The organism is Rhizobium sp. 01T417, assembly GCF_056398905.1.
The window spans coordinates 388,632-405,516 of record NZ_JBFTQH010000001.1 but is presented as its reverse complement, the minus strand read 5'-3'; the positions used below and the strand labels follow the sequence as shown (position 1 = coordinate 405,516).

Below are 16,885 nucleotides of genomic sequence, written 5' to 3'. Positions count from 1 at the left end.
CGCGCCGGACAAGGAAGAAGATATGCCCAATAAAATTACCATGATTAATGCTGTCTGGATGGTAATGATGACTGGTATGCTTGCAGCGACTGTCGCGCTTTACGATCACAAAGTGGATGCGTCCAAGGTATATGGCCCTTATGCGTCGGCTCGTGCGGCGGTAATGAGCCAGTACTAAGGGACGTGAACGCAAAGCCCAGGAGGATTGCTCATGTTCACGATACTAGCTGTGCTCACCGCCCTTATCAGCATAATGTTTATCGTGTCCGTGGCTTCCACCATCTCTGCCCTTCGCCATGAAAGCGAAGAACTGAAGAAGACCGATGGAAAACACAGCTGGTTCTAGCCGCTGTCGAGATCTGGGATTGCATGTTTTCAATCGAAATAGGCCGGATGAACGAGGTTTGTCCGGGCTATTTCGTGCCTAGAGATGGCGCTGGCGGCCCCCTCCTGCCGGCATCCGCGCGAGCCTTCCTAATCCCCGATGCGACGAACCATGATGACGTCATCAATCTCCCTGCCCTCAAGATGAATCCGCCAGGAATCCGCCCGGCCTGATGGAAGCCCTCGCGTTCATAAAACCGTGTGGCAGCCTTATTCTCAACGCTGACCACGAGCTCCAGCAGTCGGTTTCCGTTCTCTCGCGCATAGCTTAACGTCGCTTCTAGCAGAGCCTTGGCATAGCCGCCGCCCGTTCACTTCGACGCACATAGACCATGATGAGCGTTGCCCGATGCACCATCTTACTGGCACGCTGGCGGCTCAGCCCCATCATCCCGACGGGCTCACCCTGCTTAAGGGCCACGAGAACAGGCCCGTCGACCAATCGCCTACGCCATTCATCGTCTGAGAGCGCTTCCCAGTCGCCGACGGTGCTGGCAAAGGCTGCGGGTTCGGTCCGCAGCGCGCTTCCAGCCGAATGGCTTTGAAGATGGCAACATCGTCAATACCGAGAATCCGGATCACTCTGCCCTCCATTTCGGCTGCAGCACCGCCAGCCGGTTCCCGCAGTCAAGATGCCCAAAAAGAAAACCGGGCAGTCGCCCGGTTTTCAAGATCAAACGCCTAGAACATCACGCTTCCGTTTCAGGCTCACCTTCCGGAACCGAGGCAATGTCGTCGCCATTCTCGGCAACGTCTTCAGCCTCCTCCTCTGGCTCGCTAATGCGCTCGACGGATACGACCTTTTCATCCTTGGCAGTCGAGAAGATGGTGACGCCCTTCGTTGCTCGGCTCGCGATACGGATGCCCCCCACCGGAACGCGGATGAGCTGGCCGCCATCGGATACGAGCATGATCTGGTCGCCTTCGTTGACCGGGAAAGCGGCCACGAGTTCGCCGATCTCCCCCGTCTTCGACGTATCGGTGGCGCGAATGCCCTTGCCGCCACGGCCGGAAATGCGGAAGTCGTAGGAGGAGGATCGCTTGCCGAAGCCCTTCTCGGAAACCGTCAGGACGTACTGCTCGCGCGCCTTCAGTTCCTCATAGCGCTCGTCGCTCAGTTGACCTTCCTCGGTCACTTCCTCGCCAACCAGCGAGATTTCCTCGGCGTCACCCGTCGCGAGGCGGCGTTCGCTCGCGGCCCGCTTCAGGTAGGCTGCGCGTTCCCAAGGTTCGGCATCGACATGACCAACAATCGTCATCGAGATGATGCGGTCGCCGTCACCGAGGTTGATGCCGCGAACGCCGATGGAGTTGCGGCCAGCAAAGACGCGGACGTCATCGACGGGGAAGCGAATGCACTGACCGAGCGCCGTGGTCAGAAGCACATCGTCATGCTCGGTGCAGGTCTCGACTGAGAGGATTTCGTCGCCTTCTTCCTCGAGCTTCATCGCGATCTTGCCGTTGCGGTTGACCTGAACGAAGTCGGAAAGCTTGTTGCGGCGAACTGTCCCGCGCGTCGTCGAGAACATGACGTCGAGCTTATCCCAGCTGTCCTCATCCTCCGGCAACGGCAGGATCGTGGTGATGCGTTCGCCGGGCTCCAGTGGCAGCATGTTGATGAGCGCCTTGCCGCGCGCAGTCGGCGTGCCGATCGGCAGGCGATAGACCTTTTCCTTGTAAACGATACCGCGCGAGGAGAAGAACAGAACCGGCGTATGCGTGTTGAGAACGAATAGCTGGCTAACAAAATCCTCGTCGCGCGTCGTCATGCCGGAGCGGCCCTTGCCGCCACGGCGCTGGGCGCGATAGGTCGTCAGCGGCACGCGCTTGATGTAGCCGAGATGGGAGACCGTCACGACCATGTCTTCGCGGGCGATGAGATCCTCATCGTCCATTTCAAGGCCGCCGTCCATGATCTCGGTGCGGCGCGGCGTGCCGAATTCGTCGCGAACGGCTGCAAGCTCTTCTTTGACGATCGTCTGGATGCGAACCCGCGACGACAGGATTTCAAGGTAATCCTTAATCTCTTCGCCTATCTTGTTGAGTTCGTCACCGATTTCGTCACGGCCGAGTGCGGTCAGACGGGCCAGACGCAGTTCGAGGATGGCGCGCGCCTGCTCTTCCGAGAGGTTGTATGTCAGGTCCTCATTGATGCGGTGACGCGGATCGTCGATCAGGCGGATCAGGCTTTCGACATCGGCGGCCGGCCAGCGGCGCGTCATCAACTGCTCGCGTGCGGTCTGCGGATCCGGCGMCTGCCGGATCGTGCGGATGATCTCGTCAATATTGGCGACAGCGATCGCCAGGCCGACCAAGACGTGAGCGCGCTCGCGGGCCTTGCGGAGAAGAAATTTCGTTCTCCGGCTAACGACTTCCTCTCGGAAGGAGACGAAGGCGCGCAGCATATCGAGTAGCGTCAGCTGTTCCGGCTTGCCGCCGTTCAGCGCCACCATGTTGCAGCCAAAGGAGGTTTGCAGCGGCGTGTAGCGGTAGAGCTGGTTCAGGATGACATCGGCATTCGCATCGCGCTTCAACTCGACGACGACGCGATAGCCCTGACGGTCGGATTCATCGCGTAGGTCGGAGATCCCTTCGATACGCTTGTCGCGCACCAGTTCGGCCATCTTCTCGATCATCGTCGACTTGTTCACCTGATACGGGATCTCGGTGATGATGATCTGTTCGCGATCGCCACGCATCGGCTCGATGGTGGCAACGCCGCGCATGATCACCGAGCCGCGACCGGTCTCGTAGGCCGAGCGAATGCCGGCGCGACCAAGGATCTTGGCGCCGGTCGGGAAGTCCGGACCCGGAATAATCTGCATGATGTCAGGCAGTTCGATCGCCGGGTTGTCGATCAGCGCAATGCAGCCGTCGATGACTTCGGACAGATTGTGCGGCGGAATATTCGTCGCCATACCCACGGCGATGCCGCCTGCCCCGTTCACTAGGAGGTTCGGGAACTTTGCGGGAACAACGACGGGCTCGGACAGCGTGCCGTCATAGTTATCGCGGAAGTCGACCGTTTCCTTGTCGAGATCGTCGAGCAGCGAATGCGCGGCCTTCTGCAGGCGGCACTCTGTGTAGCGTTCGGCCGCCGGCGGATCGCCGTCGACGGAGCCGAAGTTGCCCTGGCCGTCGATCAGCGGAAGGCGGAGCGACCAGTCCTGCGCCATACGCGCTAGCGCGTCGTAGATCGCTGCGTTGCCGTGCGGATGGTATTTACCCATCACATCCCCGGTAACGCGGGCGCATTTGACGTATTTCTTGTTCCAGTCGATGCCGAGTTCGGACATGCCGTAAAGGATGCGCCGGTGCACGGGCTTCAGGCCGTCGCGGACATCAGGCAGGGCGCGGCTAACGATAACGCTCATGGCGTAATCGAGATACGACCGCTGCATTTCCTCCATGATGGAGATGGGCTCGATGCCTGGCGGGAGCTTCCCGCCGCCGGGGGGTGTTTGCTCAGTCAAAACAGATCACGATCTCTTCTAGAATCACTTGAAGATTTATAGCGGAAAGCCTGTTCCTACGCTAATTTTGGCACGCGTTTTGAACAGACTTTTGCGGTCTTATGAGGGCAATGGGAGCCTCTGGGACGGTTATTTGCACCGCCCTAATAACACCATTTGCCAAAATGGTCTCTCCGCATCACAATCGCGCAAAAACCAAGTGTTTATATGGGCTCACGGAGAGACAATGGCAAGCGTCGACCAACTGATCAACGCCTTCACGACGCTGCTTGTCACGATCGACCCGCCTGGTCTTGCTCCACTCTTTCTCGGGCTCACGACCGGCATGAGCCGCAGCCAGCGAAAACAGGTGGCACTGCGCGGCTCGATCATCGCCTTTGTCATTCTTGCCGCTTTCGCCCTGTTCGGGGCCAGCGTGCTCGGGGTGCTCGGAATCTCGATCGGCGCCTTCCGCATTGCCGGTGGTCTTCTGTTGTTCTGGATCGCCTTTGAAATGGTATTCGAGAAGCGGCAGGACCGTAAGGAGAAGACGAGCACAGCCGCAATCACCGTCGATCATATCCATAATATCTCGGTCTTTCCGTTGGCGATCCCTCTGATCGCCGGTCCCGGTGCCATTTCGGCGACGATCCTAATTGCCGGATCGATGCAGGCTTCGCTCGAGCGGGCGCAATTGATCATTGTCATCGCATTGAGCCTGCTGCTGCTGTTTCTCTCGCTGCTCATCGCCGAAAGACTTGATCGCTTCCTCGGCGTAACGGGGCGCGCAATTCTGACACGCCTTCTCGGTGTCATCCTGGCGGCGCTTGCCACGCAGTTCGTCGTCGACGGTTTGAGATCTACCCTCATCACGACGCCAGCCGGCTAGGTCAAAAAGCCGGTTACCTGCACGGCTTCCATCGCGGCAAGCTCGGGGGACGTCCAATCCCGGAGATTGAAAAGCAGACGGCGCACCTTGCGGCGCGCCGTCCAACTTATGCCACGAATACTCTGCGATCAGAACGGGATATCGTCGTCGAGATCGCGCGAGAAGTTTCCACCGCCGCCGCCACCGCTGCTGCGGCCAGATGATTGCGACGGCGCGCCGTAATCGTCGCCGTAGCCACCGCCGCCACCGAAATCGTTGCCGCCGGCATTACTGCCGCGACCACCGCCGAAGCCGGAGCTTGCGCCGCCACCCTCGCCGCGACCGTCCAGCATCGTCAGCGTCGAGCCGAAGCCCTGCAGAACGACTTCCGTCGAATAGCGGTCCTGGCCGTTCTGGTCTTGCCACTTACGCGTCTGCAGCGCGCCTTCGATGTAGAGCTTGGCGCCCTTCTTCACATACTGCTCGACGACCTTGCAGAGGCCTTCGTTGAAGACTACGACCGTATGCCATTCCGTCTTTTCGCGGCGTTCGCCGGAGGTGCGATCACGCCAGGTCTCGGACGTCGCGATGCGAAGGTTGGCGATCGGCCGGCCATCCTGGGTCCGCCGGATTTCGGGGTCAGCGCCCACGTTCCCGATCAGAATTACCTTGTTTACGCTGCCAGCCATACTTTCACCTTACCTGCCGCCCTGCCCGGCGGCGCTTGAAACAATCGGTGCACCTTAAACCATAGAGCGCCGGCGATGGGTGTCCATCGCCGGTTCATCCACAAGGAATTTTGTTCTTTATTTGTTCTAGTTTATCCCTATGATCCTGTCAACCGAATCGAAAACCTTGCAGCAGACGGACATTCAGCCTCGACTCGCCAGCCGGCATCACTAAATAAGGGGCTTGTTCCAGCACAGAAGCAGAAGACGATGAGCGAACTGAAGACGATTTCCATCCGCGGCGCGCGCGAGCACAATTTGAAGGGCATCGATCTCGATCTGCCGCGAAACAAACTCATCGTCATGACCGGCCTTTCGGGATCCGGCAAGTCGTCTCTTGCCTTTGACACGATCTATGCCGAAGGACAGCGACGCTATGTCGAAAGCCTTTCGGCCTATGCGCGCCAGTTCCTTGAAATGATGCAGAAGCCTGACGTCGATCAGATCGACGGCCTGTCGCCAGCGATTTCGATCGAGCAAAAGACGACCTCGCGCAACCCACGCTCGACGGTCGGTACGGTGACTGAGATCTATGACTACATGCGCCTGCTCTTTGCCCGCGTCGGCGTACCCTATTCGCCCGCGACCGGGCTGCCGATCGAGAGCCAGACGGTCAGCCAGATGGTCGATCGCGTGCTGGAATTCGGAGAAGGCACGCGTCTCTATATTCTCGCCCCGCTCGTGCGCGGGCGTAAGGGGGAGTACAAGAAGGAACTGGCAGACCTGATGAAAAAGGGTTTCCAGCGCGTCAAGGTCGACGGCCAATTCTACGAGATCGCCGACGTGCCAGCCCTGGACAAGAAGTACAAGCACGATATCGACGTCGTGGTCGACCGTATTGTGGTGCGGCCGGATACGGCGTCGCGCCTTGCCGACAGCTTCGAGACCTCGCTCAAGCTCGCCGATGGCCTCGCCGTTGCGGAATTCGCCGACAAGCCGCTGCCGCCGGAAGAAACTGCCGCCGGCGGCTCCGCCAACAAGTCGCTTAACGAAACGCATGAACGCGTTCTCTTCTCCGAGAAGTTCGCCTGCCCGGTATCGGGCTTCACCATTCCCGAGATCGAGCCGCGGCTTTTTTCCTTCAACAATCCAGCCGGCGCCTGCCCGACCTGCGACGGTCTCGGAGCGCAGCAGAAGATCGACGCCAACCTGATCGTGCCGGAGCCCGAGCGCACGCTGCGCGATGGCGCCATTGCGCCGTGGGCGAAGTCGACCTCTCCCTATTACAATCAGACGCTCGAAGCTCTCGGTAAGCACTATGGCTTCAAGCTCGGCGCCCGTTGGAACGATCTTTCGGACCAGGCGAAGGATGTCATCCTGAATGGTACCGACGAAAAGATCGAGTTCCACTATGCCGATGGCGCGCGGTCCTATACCACGCACAAGAATTTCGAGGGCATCATCACCAATCTCGAGCGTCGCTGGAAGGAGACGGATTCCGCCTGGGCGCGAGAGGAAATCGAGCGCTATATGTCGGCAGCCCCCTGCCCGTCTTGTGGCGGTTTCCGCCTGAAGCCGGAGGCGCTTGCCGTCAAGATCAATACGCTGCATATCGGCCAGGTGACCGACATGTCGATCCGCGTCGCCCGAGACTGGTTCGAGGTCCTGCCGCAGTCGCTGAGCGCCAAGCAGAACGAGATTGCCGTTCGCATTCTCAAGGAGATCCGCGACCGCCTGCGCTTCCTCAATGACGTAGGCCTGGATTATCTCAGCCTGTCGCGAAACTCCGGCACCTTGTCGGGCGGCGAGAGTCAGCGCATCCGGTTGGCGTCGCAGATCGGTTCCGGCTTGACCGGCGTATTGTATGTCCTCGACGAGCCATCGATCGGTTTGCATCAGCGCGACAACGCCCGGCTGCTTGATACGCTGAAGCACCTTCGCGATATCGGCAACACCGTGATCGTGGTCGAGCATGACGAGGACGCGATCTTGACCGCCGACGATGTCGTCGACATCGGTCCCGCCGCCGGCATTCATGGTGGCCAGGTGATCGCCCATGGCACGCCACAGGAGATCATGGCGAACCCTAAGTCGCTGACCGGCAAATATCTGTCCGGTGAACTCGGCGTTCCGGTTCCCGACGAGCGCCGTAAGCCCAAGAAGGGCAAGGAAATCAAGGTCGTCGGCGCCCGCGGCAACAATCTGAAGAATGTCACCGCCTCCATCCCGCTCGGCGTCTTTACGGCGGTCACCGGCGTATCAGGGGGCGGTAAGTCCACGTTCCTGATCGAGACGCTGTATAAATCGGCTGCTCGGCGCGTCATGGGCGCCCGCGAAATCCCGGCTGATCACGATCGCATCGACGGCTTCGAACACATCGACAAGGTCATCGATATCGACCAGTCGCCGATCGGCCGCACGCCGCGTTCCAACCCAGCGACCTACACGGGCGCGTTTACCCCGATCCGTGACTGGTTTGCCGGTCTGCCGGAAGCGAAGGCGCGCGGCTACCAACCGGGACGCTTCTCGTTCAACGTCAAGGGCGGACGCTGCGAAGCCTGCCAAGGCGACGGCGTCATTAAGATCGAGATGCACTTCCTGCCTGATGTGTACGTCACCTGCGACGTCTGCCATGGCAAGCGCTACAACAGGGAGACGCTCGACGTTACGTTCAAGCACAAGTCGATTGCCGACGTGCTCGACATGACCGTCGAGGAAGGCGTCGATTTCTTCGCTGCCGTCCCGGCTGTGCGCGACAAGTTGCAGGCCCTGAAGGATGTCGGCCTCGGCTACATCAAGGTCGGACAGCAGGCGAATACGCTGTCCGGTGGCGAGGCGCAGCGCGTCAAGCTGGCAAAGGAACTGTCGAAGCGATCGACGGGCCGCACCCTCTACATCCTCGACGAGCCTACGACCGGCCTGCATTTCCACGACGTCGCCAAGCTCCTGGAGATGCTGCAGGAGCTGGTCAACCAGGGGAATTCGGTCGTCGTCATCGAGCACAATCTCGAAGTCATCAAGACGGCGGACTGGATTCTCGATTTCGGTCCGGAAGGTGGCGATGGTGGTGGGGAGATCGTCGCCGTCGGCACGCCGGAAGCTATCGTCAAGGAGAAGCGGTCCTATACCGGGCAATTCCTGAAGGAGCTGCTTGAGCGGCGTCCCACACGAAAAACTGTAGTGGCAGCCGAGTGATGTTGAGAGCGGCGTCGCTCGATGACCTGCAGGCGGTCGAGGCGCTGACCGCCGAAGCCTATGCTCCATACACGCGTCTCCTTGGCCGCCCGCCGATTCCCGTTACCGAAGACTACACACCGCGCATCGGTCGCGGTGAGGTCTGGTTGCGGGAGGTGCAAGGAGAGCTTGCCGGCCTGGCCGTCGTTGAACGGCACCCAGACCATGTGATGCTCTTCAGCATTGCTGTCTCCCCGAAATTTCAGGGCGCCCAGTACGGCCTTGCCATTCTGAGATGGGTGGAAGAGACGGCGCGGGAATGGGGGCTTCCGGAAGTTCGTCTCTACACGAATGCTCGCATGGAACGGAATATTGCGCTCTACCGGGCGTTTGGCTTTCAGGAAACGGGTCGCCGCGAGAATCGGCATAGGCCAGGATGGGTGATTGTCGATATGGCAAAGCAAGTCGGCGGACTGAGATAATCAGAGGAGGAAGGAATGACGAAATCCGGCAACATTCGCGTCGGCATCGGCGGCTGGACCTTCGAGGCATGGAGGGACCACTTCTACCCTGGGGATCTGAAGCAGAAGGACGAACTGAACTATGCAAGCCGCAAGCTAAAGGTCATTGAGATCAACGGCACCTATTACAGTTCGCAGAAGCCGGAAACCTTCGCCAAATGGGCCGCGGATGTGCCTGAGGGCTTCATCTTTTCGCTCAAGGCCAGCCGTTTTGTCACCAATCGTCGTGTGCTCGCGGAGGCTGGCGAGTCGATGGAGCGCTTTCTCACTCAGGGCCTGACGGAGCTCGGCCCCCACCTGGGCCCAATCCTCTGGCAGTTCGCCCCGACGAAGAAGTTCGATCCGGATGATTTCGAAGCCTTCCTCAAGCTGCTGCCGAACAAGCAGGATGGCTTGCCTCTGAAGCACGTCGTCGAGGTACGCCATGACTCGTTCAAGGTGCCGGAATTCGTGGCGTTGCTTTCGAAATACGGCGTTGCGCCTGTCTGCGCGGAACACTTCGATTACCCGATGATCGCGGATGTAACTGCCGACTTCGTCTATGCGCGCCTTCAGAAAGGTTCGGACGATATCAGGACCTGCTACTCGCCGGGCGACTTGAAAGACTGGGCTACGCGCCTCGAAACCTGGGCGGATGGCAAGGTACCCGGCGATCTGCCTCTCATCGATGGCGATCGCAAGGTTGCAACCGAACCGCGGGATGTCTTTGCCTTCATGATCCATGAAGGCAAGGTCAATGCGCCCTTTGGGGCGATGGCGCTACAGGAAGCGGTGTTGCGATAGGCTTGTCGTCAGAGCGGACGAACCTCAATCGCCAGCTCTTCCGCGGTCAGTCCTTTGCCAGCGCGCATGCCGGCCTCTCCATGCATGTAGACGCCGGCCGCGGCCGCCTCGAACGCAGGAACGCCCTGGGCCATCAGCGCTCCAATGACGCCTGCGAGAACATCGCCGGAGCCGGCGGTTGCGAGCCAAACCGGTGCGTTGGTGTTGATGCAGGCTCTGCCGTCAGGCGAGGCGATGACGGTATCGGCGCCCTTGTAGACGATGGCGGCATTCGCCCGTGCCGCGGCAGCCTGCGCTTTTTCGACCTTTCCCATGGCTGTGTCAGCGGCGATATCGGGAAACAGCCGGCCGAACTCCCCCTCATGTGGCGTTAGCACCAGCCGCGGCTCGCCGGAGAACTGTGAAAATAGTTCATCCGGGGCATCCTTAAACGACGAAAGCCCGTCTGCGTCGAGCACGAGATGGCGGTCGGAAAGTGCGGCGACGAAGCGCCGCGCCTTGTCGCCGACTCCGAAGCCTGGGCCGAGAACGAACGTCTGCAGCCGCTCGTCGTGCAGCCAGTTGCCGAGTGCGGCCTCCTCTTCGATCGGATGCAGCATGATCGCCGTAAGGTGCGCCGCATTCTCTGCGACTGCATCTCCCGGCGCGGCGATTGTCACGAGTCCTGCCCCGGCCTTCAGCCCCGCCATCGCCGACATTCGGGCGGCGCCGGTCTTGCCTGTTTCGCCGGAGAAGACGACGAGGTGACCGCGTTTGTATTTATGTGTTTCCAGTCCGCTTGAAGGCAGCACCTGGCGCCAACATTCCGGCTGGTTCTCGGCGATTTGCAGTTTTTTCTCGGCGCGAACGATACGGGCGGGTATGCCAATGTCGAAGACTTCCAGTTCGCCGCACAGTTCGCGCCCGGGCATCAGGAGATGGCCGGGTTTCCGCGTCATGAAAGTAACGGTCCGAACGGCCGTGAAGGCCGCCCCTCGGACAGTTCCCGTACGACCGTCCACGCCCGATGGCAGGTCGACGGCAATTACCGGCACCTGCGCCTGCTTCACTCGCTCAATCACGTCAGCGACGCTCTTCGGAACATCGCGGGCAAGGCCAGCACCGAACAAGGCATCGATGATTACGTCGCCATTCCGTGGCTGATACGTCTCAAGCGGCTGTACTGCGTTCGGAAAACTGTCCCTGGCCCGGGCGGCATCGCCGTTGAGCTTCTCCGGTTCGCCCATCTGGAATACGACGACGGCAACGCCGCTATCAGCTAGCAAGCATGCGGCAACATAGCCGTCGCCGCCGTTGTTGCCCGGACCACAAAGAACGACGGCGCGAAGAACCGCGGGAAAATCACGCAACAAACTGGCGGCGACGGCGGCACCTGCTCGTTGCATAAGGGCATAGCTATCGATGCCGGACGCGGCGGCTGCCGTATCGACAGCTGTCATTTCTTCCGGCGTGAGGAGTAGATTGGAGATTCCCGCGGTCATCGCCGCATTCAAACAGAAATCGCCTAAATAACAACCTGTCGAATGATCGGCGAAAAGATCGAAAAATGTGCAAACGCACAAAGGTTAGGCGAATGGCGAGTTTTGTCATCGACTATTAGCGCGGGGGAATATTGCGAAAAATGAGCCGGATTTGCCGATTGCATGTCGATTGTCGAAGAATTTCAGCCCAAAACCAGTGAAAATCTGCCCGATTATGGGTTCCTGCGCCTGATCTGCGTCAATTTCTGAAAAATCCGCTTCCCAACTGGCACGATAACTGCATCATGACGGAAAGCAGGTCTGAGCCTGCCATTAACGGGAGAAGCGGAGAGTCATTTTCTCATGAAAAAGATCGAAGCGATCATCAAGCCCTTCAAGCTCGACGAAGTGAAGGAAGCCCTTCAGGAAGTTGGCCTGCAGGGTATTACAGTTACGGAAGCGAAGGGCTTCGGTCGCCAGAAAGGCCATACGGAACTCTACCGGGGCGCGGAGTATGTCGTCGATTTCCTGCCGAAGGTGAAGGTGGAGGTTGTCCTCGCGGACGAAAACGCGGAGGCCGTCATTGACGCGATCCGCAAAGCCGCCCAGACCGGCCGCATCGGCGACGGCAAGATTTTCGTCTCCAACGTCGAAGAGGTTATCCGCATCCGTACCGGCGAAACCGGCATCGATGCCATCTAATCTTTATCGCCTTCGGGTGAACCAAAGTATCGTCATCTCAAATAAAGGAACTATTTAATGGCGACCGCAAGCGAAATTCTTAAGCAAATCAAGGAAAACGACGTCAAGTTCGTAGACCTTCGCTTCACCGACCCGAAGGGCAAGCTGCAGCACCTCACGATGGATGTGGTCTGTGTCGACGAGGACATGTTCGCTGACGGCGTCATGTTCGACGGCTCTTCGATCGTCGGCTGGAAGGCCATTAACGAATCCGACATGGTGTTGATGCCAGACCCCGAAACGGTTCACATGGACCCGTTCTTCGCGCAGTCCACCATGGTCATTCTGTGCGATATTCTCGATCCGGTCTCCGGCGAAGCCTACAATCGCGATCCGCGCGGCACCGCCAAGAAGGCTGAAGCCTACCTCAAGGCATCCGGCATCGGCGACACGGTCTTCGTTGGTCCAGAAGCTGAATTCTTCGTCTTCGACGACGTCCGCTACAAGGCAGATCCCTACAACACCGGCTTCAAGCTCGATTCCACGGAACTGCCGTCCAACGACGACACCGAATATGAAACCGGCAACCTCGGCCACCGTCCGCGTGTCAAGGGCGGCTATTTCCCGGTTCCGCCGATCGACAGCTGCCAGGACATGCGTTCGGAAATGCTGACGGTTCTGTCGGAAATGGGCGTGGTCGTCGAAAAGCACCACCACGAAGTGGCGGCTGCCCAGCACGAGCTCGGCATCAAGTTCGACACGCTCGTCCGCAACGCCGACAAGATGCAGATCTACAAGTACGTCGTGCACCAGGTCGCCAACGCTTACGGCAAGACGGCAACCTTCATGCCGAAGCCGATCTTCGGCGACAACGGCTCGGGCATGCACGTGCACCAGTCGATCTGGAAGGGCGGCAAGCCGACCTTCGCCGGCGACGAATACGCAGGCCTGTCCGAAACCTGCCTCTACTACATCGGCGGCATCATCAAGCACGCAAAGGCGCTGAACGCCTTCACCAACCCGTCGACGAACTCCTACAAGCGTCTCGTTCCGGGCTATGAAGCTCCGGTCCTGCTCGCCTACTCGGCCCGCAACCGTTCGGCATCGTGCCGCATTCCGTTCGGCACCAACCCGAAGGCCAAGCGCGTCGAAGTCCGCTTCCCCGATCCGATGGCAAACCCATACCTCGCTTTTGCCGCCATGCTGATGGCCGGTCTCGATGGCATCAAGAACAAGATCCATCCTGGCAAGGCCATGGACAAGGACCTTTATGACCTACCGCCGAAGGAACTGAAGAAAATCCCGACGGTTTGCGGCTCGCTGCGCGAAGCGCTGGAAAGCCTCGACAAGGACCGCAAGTTCCTAACCGCCGGCGGTGTATTCGACGACGACCAGATCGATAGCTTCATCGAGGTGAAGATGGCAGAAGTCATGCGCTTCGACATGACGCCGCATCCGGTCGAATACGACATGTACTATTCCTCCTAAGAAGAGAGAAAGCCCCGGTTCGCCGGGGCTTTCGCCTGACCGGATGTCACAGTTATTTGATAGCGGATGTGACACTCATGTGACGAGATCCCGCAAAAATCTTGATTTGAGCGGGGCCAATCACCAAATCAGGTGATGAAAGGAAGTCGTACCATGAAAGAAAGAGTAGCAAAGTTCAGTATCGGTGAAGTGGTTCGGCACAAGGTATTTCCGTTTCGCGGCGTGATCTTCGATGTCGATCCGGAATTCGCGAATACGGAAGAATGGTGGAACTCCATTCCCGCCGAAGTGCGCCCCAGCAAGGATCAACCCTTCTACCATCTGCTGGCCGAGAATGATGAAAACGAATACGTTGCCTACGTATCCGAGCAGAACCTGATCAACGATGAAAGCGGCGTACCGCTCCGTAACGAACAGATCTATCAGATTTTCGATATGGCACCGACGGGGCAGTTCAAACCCAAGATGAACTTGGCCCACTAACGTCCGCTAATATCATTCAAAACCCCGCTCCTCCCGCGGGGTTTTTCTTTGCTTGAGTCGTGTAACAAAAAACCCGGCGCAAGGCCGGGTTCTTTGCAAATCCGATGGCTCAGAATTACTGAGCCTTGGCAGCCTTCTGGGCCTCTTCAAGCTTCTTGCGGGCTTCGTCAGCCTTCTTCTGCATGCTGTCCTGCAGGCTCTTCTGGCTCTCAGCAAGCTTGGAAGCGGAAACCGGTTCGCCATCAAAGGCGCCGGTGAAGCCTTCGAGCGAGATCTTGATCGGGTTCGGCGCGCGGCGGAAGTTGATCGAGGTGAGAACCAGATCGGTGCCCTTCTTCAGGCTGGCGACCATGGCGTCAGTCAGCGGGATCTGGGCGACACAACGGTCGGGCATGCACATCAGGTAGTCGATCTTCTGGGCCTTGCCGCCGTCGATCTGCATCGCGACACCTGGCGGGATCAGACGAGCCGGCGGAACCGAAACCTGAAGGCTCTTGTTGTTGATCTTGCCGGAAACGCTGATGAGGCCAACGCCCGTGACGAGCTGGCCGCCGCCTGCGAGAACAACGTTCTGAACGACGCAGACATCATTGTCTTCCTGCTTGCTACAGGTCTTGTACCAGCCGAGACGCGGGGCGCCGGCAGCAGTAGCCGGGTCGGCGGAGGCCGCTGCATCCTGCGCGAAGGACGATACGGGAGCTGCTGCAGCACCGAGCATCACTGCCAGAACGGACAGGGCTGCCCGCGTTTTGTTTTCAGCCTTGAACATCATAACGAATTCCGTCTCCTGAAATCCCTTAGGGACGACAACGTGCCATCCTCACCAACAGGGTTGTTCGCAATCCACCTCTTAGAACAATGAGGCAAATGCATGACCCCCCGACTTCGGGTTCCCCTGTTACATTGCGTCGGGCCAGATATCCAGTATTTCTTTGACCTTTTCGGGGTCATCCGAAAGAATTCGGCGCGGATGGTGAACTGCGGTGGCTGCATGATAGTCTTGCGCCGAATCGTGCCGTTCCCTGAAAGGACCTCAACGATGCTTCGGATCGTTCTTCCCGTCATTTTTACACTCGTTGGCAGCGCGGCTCTCGCTGAGCCGGTGCATGGCATCGCGATGCATGGCGTGCCGGCCCTGCCCGCCGATTTCAAGCACCTTCCTTACGTCAATCCCGATGTGAAAAAGGGTGGGAAGATCAGTTATGGCGTCGTCGGGACCTTCGACAGCCTCAATCCCTTCATCTTGAAAAGCATGCGCACGACGGCGCGCGGCATGTGGGATCCGGAGTACGGAAATCTCGTTTTCGAGACGCTGATGCTGCGCTCGCGCGATGAACCCTTCGCCCTCTACGGCCTGCTGGCAGAGTCCGTCGAATGGGACGAAGACCGGACGTTTATCCAGTTCAATCTCAATCCAGCCGCCAAATGGTCGGACGGGCAGCCGGTGACCCCCGATGATGTGATTTTCACTCTCAATTTGCTCAAGGAAAAGGGGCGCGTTCCCTTCAGCACGCGATTGAATGCGGTCGAGAAGATGGAGAAAGTGGGCGACCACAGCGTTCGTTTCACCTTCAACGACAAGGCTGATCGCGAATTCCCGATGATTTTGGCCGGCTCCACGCCGATCCTGCCGAAACATGCCATCGATCCAGAGACATTCGATCGTTCGACGCTCACACCTCCCGTGGGATCTGGTCCTTACAAGATCAAGTCTTTGAAGCCGGGCGAGAGCATCACCTTCGAACGCGATCCCAATTACTGGGGAAAGGACATTCCGGCCAAGGTTGGGCTCGACAACTACGATCAGATAACGGTGCAGTATTTCCTGCAGGACACCACCCTGTTCGAGTCTTTCAAGAAGGGTGACATCGATATCTATCCGGACGGAAGTCCCGGCCATTGGGCAAGTGCTTACAATTTCCCGGCAGTGACCTCACGCAACGTCGTCAAGGATACGTTCGAACCCAAGCTGCCGAGCGGCATGTTCGGCTTCGTCTTCAACACCCGGCGGCCGGTCTTTGCCAACGCGAAGCTTCGCGAGGGGCTGTCGCTGGTCTTCGATTTCGAATGGGCGAACAAGAACCTCTTCTCGAACGCTTATATCCGCACAGAGAGTTTCTGGCAGAACTCGGATCTGTCGAGTTTCGGGGTGCCGGCGGACGAACGCGAGCTGAAGCTTCTCGGCCCGATCAAGGATCGAATCGAACCAGCGATCCTGGATGGCACCTACAAGCTCCCAGTCACCGACGGATCGGGCCGCGATCGCAATGTCCTGAAGCAGGCAGCCGCGCTCCTCAAGGAAGCAGGGTATACGATCAAGAATGGCAAGATGAGCGACGCCGACGGACGTCCGCTTGCTTTCGAGATCATGACGCAGAACACCGACCAGGAGAAGCTCGCAGTCTCCTATCAGCGTTCACTGCAACTGCTCGGCATTGCCGCGACCATCCGCACGGTGGACGATTCCCAATATCAGAGCCGCACGAGCAGCTTCGACTATGACGTGATCATCAAGTCCTATACGTCGTCCCTCTCGCCGGGCATCGAACAGCTCGGACGTTGGTCTTCCGCGGCCAAGGAGCGCGAAGGCACAGACAATTTCGCCGGAGTTTCCGACCCTGACATCGATACGCTGATCCAGCACATCCTTATGGCCCGGTCGGCTGAAGACTTTACCGCGGCGGTGCGTTCTCATGATCGGATGTTGCTGTCGGGGCACTATGTCCTGCCGCTTTACCATGTTGATCAGCAGTGGGTTGCGCGCAACAAGCGCATCGCTCATCCGGACTCCGTGCCGCTCTATGGCTACCAGTTGCCGGCATGGTGGGATCAGAGCGTCCAATAGCAGGTTCCTTTTTTCTGCCTGGTTGAAGTCGCCCGCCGCAGGGACTAGATGGCGGGAAGGTTTCGATTTGAGAAAGAA

At 58.9% G+C, this 16,885-nt stretch carries 14 protein-coding genes and 1 pseudogene; 10 read left to right on the top strand and 5 right to left on the bottom strand.

Going from position 1 to position 16,885, the window contains the following annotated elements; all coding sequences use genetic code 11:
* Positions 1 to 22: 22 nt before the first annotated feature.
* Both AC1DPR_RS01955 and AC1DPR_RS01950 read left to right on the top strand, forming a co-directional pair.
* Positions 23 to 178, top strand: coding sequence for a hypothetical protein (locus tag AC1DPR_RS01955; protein WP_018855045.1), 156 nt, complete (start codon positions 23 to 25; stop codon positions 176 to 178).
* A gap of 33 nt (positions 179 to 211) precedes the next feature.
* On the top strand, positions 212 to 346 hold the full coding sequence (locus AC1DPR_RS01950; protein WP_018855044.1) for a hypothetical protein: 135 nt from the start codon (positions 212 to 214) through the stop codon (positions 344 to 346).
* A gap of 128 nt (positions 347 to 474) precedes the next feature.
* Here AC1DPR_RS01950 and AC1DPR_RS01945 read toward each other — a convergent pair.
* Both AC1DPR_RS01945 and gyrA read right to left on the bottom strand, forming a co-directional pair.
* A pseudogene (locus tag AC1DPR_RS01945) lies at positions 475 to 978 on the bottom strand (N-acetyltransferase family protein).
* Positions 979 to 1,073: 95 nt separating this feature from the next.
* Positions 1,074 to 3,857, bottom strand: coding sequence for a DNA gyrase subunit A (gene gyrA, locus AC1DPR_RS01940; RefSeq protein WP_477815669.1), 2,784 nt, complete (start codon positions 3,855 to 3,857; stop codon positions 1,074 to 1,076).
* Positions 3,858 to 4,083: 226 nt separating this feature from the next.
* On the opposite strand from gyrA, the gene AC1DPR_RS01935 reads away from it, so the two are divergent.
* Positions 4,084 to 4,725, top strand: coding sequence for a MarC family protein (locus AC1DPR_RS01935; RefSeq protein ID WP_018855040.1), 642 nt, complete (start codon positions 4,084 to 4,086; stop codon positions 4,723 to 4,725).
* 128 nt (positions 4,726 to 4,853) lie between these two features.
* Here AC1DPR_RS01935 and AC1DPR_RS01930 read toward each other — a convergent pair whose 3' ends face one another.
* On the bottom strand, positions 4,854 to 5,393 hold the full coding sequence (locus AC1DPR_RS01930) for a single-stranded DNA-binding protein (protein ID WP_018855039.1): 540 nt from the start codon (positions 5,391 to 5,393) through the stop codon (positions 4,854 to 4,856).
* A gap of 249 nt (positions 5,394 to 5,642) precedes the next feature.
* Between AC1DPR_RS01930 and uvrA the strand changes: the two genes are divergently transcribed.
* The 3 genes from uvrA to AC1DPR_RS01915 are packed head-to-tail and all read left to right on the top strand — an operon-like array spanning position 5,643 to position 9,850.
* Complete coding sequence (uvrA, locus tag AC1DPR_RS01925) at positions 5,643 to 8,567, top strand: excinuclease ABC subunit UvrA (RefSeq protein WP_477815668.1); 2,925 nt, start codon at positions 5,643 to 5,645, stop codon at positions 8,565 to 8,567.
* Positions 8,564 to 9,028, top strand: a complete 465-nt coding sequence (locus AC1DPR_RS01920) for a GNAT family N-acetyltransferase (RefSeq protein ID WP_026371499.1) — start codon at positions 8,564 to 8,566, stop codon at positions 9,026 to 9,028. The genes uvrA and AC1DPR_RS01920 overlap by 4 nt, the downstream gene beginning before the upstream one ends.
* A gap of 15 nt (positions 9,029 to 9,043) precedes the next feature.
* The gene (locus tag AC1DPR_RS01915; protein WP_192241909.1) at positions 9,044 to 9,850 is read left to right on the top strand and encodes a DUF72 domain-containing protein; all 807 of its coding nucleotides are present in this window, start codon (positions 9,044 to 9,046) and stop codon (positions 9,848 to 9,850) included.
* Positions 9,851 to 9,858: 8 nt separating this feature from the next.
* Here AC1DPR_RS01915 and AC1DPR_RS01910 read toward each other — a convergent pair whose 3' ends face one another.
* Complete coding sequence (locus AC1DPR_RS01910) at positions 9,859 to 11,331, bottom strand: NAD(P)H-hydrate dehydratase (RefSeq protein ID WP_477815667.1); 1,473 nt, start codon at positions 11,329 to 11,331, stop codon at positions 9,859 to 9,861.
* A 342-nt stretch (positions 11,332 to 11,673) separates the two neighbouring features.
* Here AC1DPR_RS01910 and AC1DPR_RS01905 point away from each other — a divergent pair, with 342 nt between their 5' ends.
* The 3 genes from AC1DPR_RS01905 (at position 11,674) to hspQ (ending at position 13,962) form a co-directional block, all read left to right on the top strand.
* Complete coding sequence (locus tag AC1DPR_RS01905; protein ID WP_003539626.1) at positions 11,674 to 12,012, top strand: P-II family nitrogen regulator; 339 nt, start codon at positions 11,674 to 11,676, stop codon at positions 12,010 to 12,012.
* 57 nt (positions 12,013 to 12,069) lie between these two features.
* The gene (gene glnA / locus AC1DPR_RS01900) at positions 12,070 to 13,479 is read left to right on the top strand and encodes a type I glutamate--ammonia ligase (protein WP_018855034.1); all 1,410 of its coding nucleotides are present in this window, start codon (positions 12,070 to 12,072) and stop codon (positions 13,477 to 13,479) included.
* A 153-nt stretch (positions 13,480 to 13,632) separates the two neighbouring features.
* Complete coding sequence (hspQ, locus tag AC1DPR_RS01895) at positions 13,633 to 13,962, top strand: heat shock protein HspQ (protein WP_018855033.1); 330 nt, start codon at positions 13,633 to 13,635, stop codon at positions 13,960 to 13,962.
* 115 nt (positions 13,963 to 14,077) lie between these two features.
* Here hspQ and AC1DPR_RS01890 read toward each other — a convergent pair whose 3' ends face one another.
* The gene (locus AC1DPR_RS01890) at positions 14,078 to 14,734 is read right to left on the bottom strand and encodes an invasion associated locus B family protein (RefSeq protein ID WP_018855032.1); all 657 of its coding nucleotides are present in this window, start codon (positions 14,732 to 14,734) and stop codon (positions 14,078 to 14,080) included.
* A 267-nt stretch (positions 14,735 to 15,001) separates the two neighbouring features.
* On the opposite strand from AC1DPR_RS01890, the gene AC1DPR_RS01885 reads away from it, so the two are divergent.
* Positions 15,002 to 16,807 (top strand): extracellular solute-binding protein, encoded by a 1,806-nt coding sequence (locus AC1DPR_RS01885; protein ID WP_018855031.1) that lies wholly within the window; start codon positions 15,002 to 15,004, stop codon positions 16,805 to 16,807.
* The last annotated feature ends 78 nt before the right edge of the window (positions 16,808 to 16,885 follow it).

Excerpts from the sequence above, each read along its gene's own strand:
- AC1DPR_RS01955 (WP_018855045.1), top strand. The coding sequence starts at position 23 with ATGCCCAATAAAATTACCATGATTAATGCTGTCTGGATGGTAATGATG.
- AC1DPR_RS01950 (WP_018855044.1), top strand. The coding sequence starts at position 212 with ATGTTCACGATACTAGCTGTGCTCACCGCCCTTATCAGCATAATGTTT.
- AC1DPR_RS01935 (WP_018855040.1), top strand. The coding sequence starts at position 4,084 with ATGGCAAGCGTCGACCAACTGATCAACGCCTTCACGACGCTGCTTGTC.
- AC1DPR_RS01930 (WP_018855039.1), bottom strand. The coding sequence starts at position 5,393 with ATGGCTGGCAGCGTAAACAAGGTAATTCTGATCGGGAACGTGGGCGCT.
- uvrA (WP_477815668.1), top strand. The coding sequence starts at position 5,643 with ATGAGCGAACTGAAGACGATTTCCATCCGCGGCGCGCGCGAGCACAAT.
- AC1DPR_RS01915 (WP_192241909.1), top strand. The coding sequence starts at position 9,044 with ATGACGAAATCCGGCAACATTCGCGTCGGCATCGGCGGCTGGACCTTC.
- AC1DPR_RS01910 (WP_477815667.1), bottom strand. The coding sequence starts at position 11,331 with ATGACCGCGGGAATCTCCAATCTACTCCTCACGCCGGAAGAAATGACA.
- AC1DPR_RS01905 (WP_003539626.1), top strand. The coding sequence starts at position 11,674 with ATGAAAAAGATCGAAGCGATCATCAAGCCCTTCAAGCTCGACGAAGTG.
- glnA (WP_018855034.1), top strand. The coding sequence starts at position 12,070 with ATGGCGACCGCAAGCGAAATTCTTAAGCAAATCAAGGAAAACGACGTC.
- hspQ (WP_018855033.1), top strand. The coding sequence starts at position 13,633 with ATGAAAGAAAGAGTAGCAAAGTTCAGTATCGGTGAAGTGGTTCGGCAC.
- AC1DPR_RS01890 (WP_018855032.1), bottom strand. The coding sequence starts at position 14,734 with ATGATGTTCAAGGCTGAAAACAAAACGCGGGCAGCCCTGTCCGTTCTG.
- AC1DPR_RS01885 (WP_018855031.1), top strand. The coding sequence starts at position 15,002 with ATGCTTCGGATCGTTCTTCCCGTCATTTTTACACTCGTTGGCAGCGCG.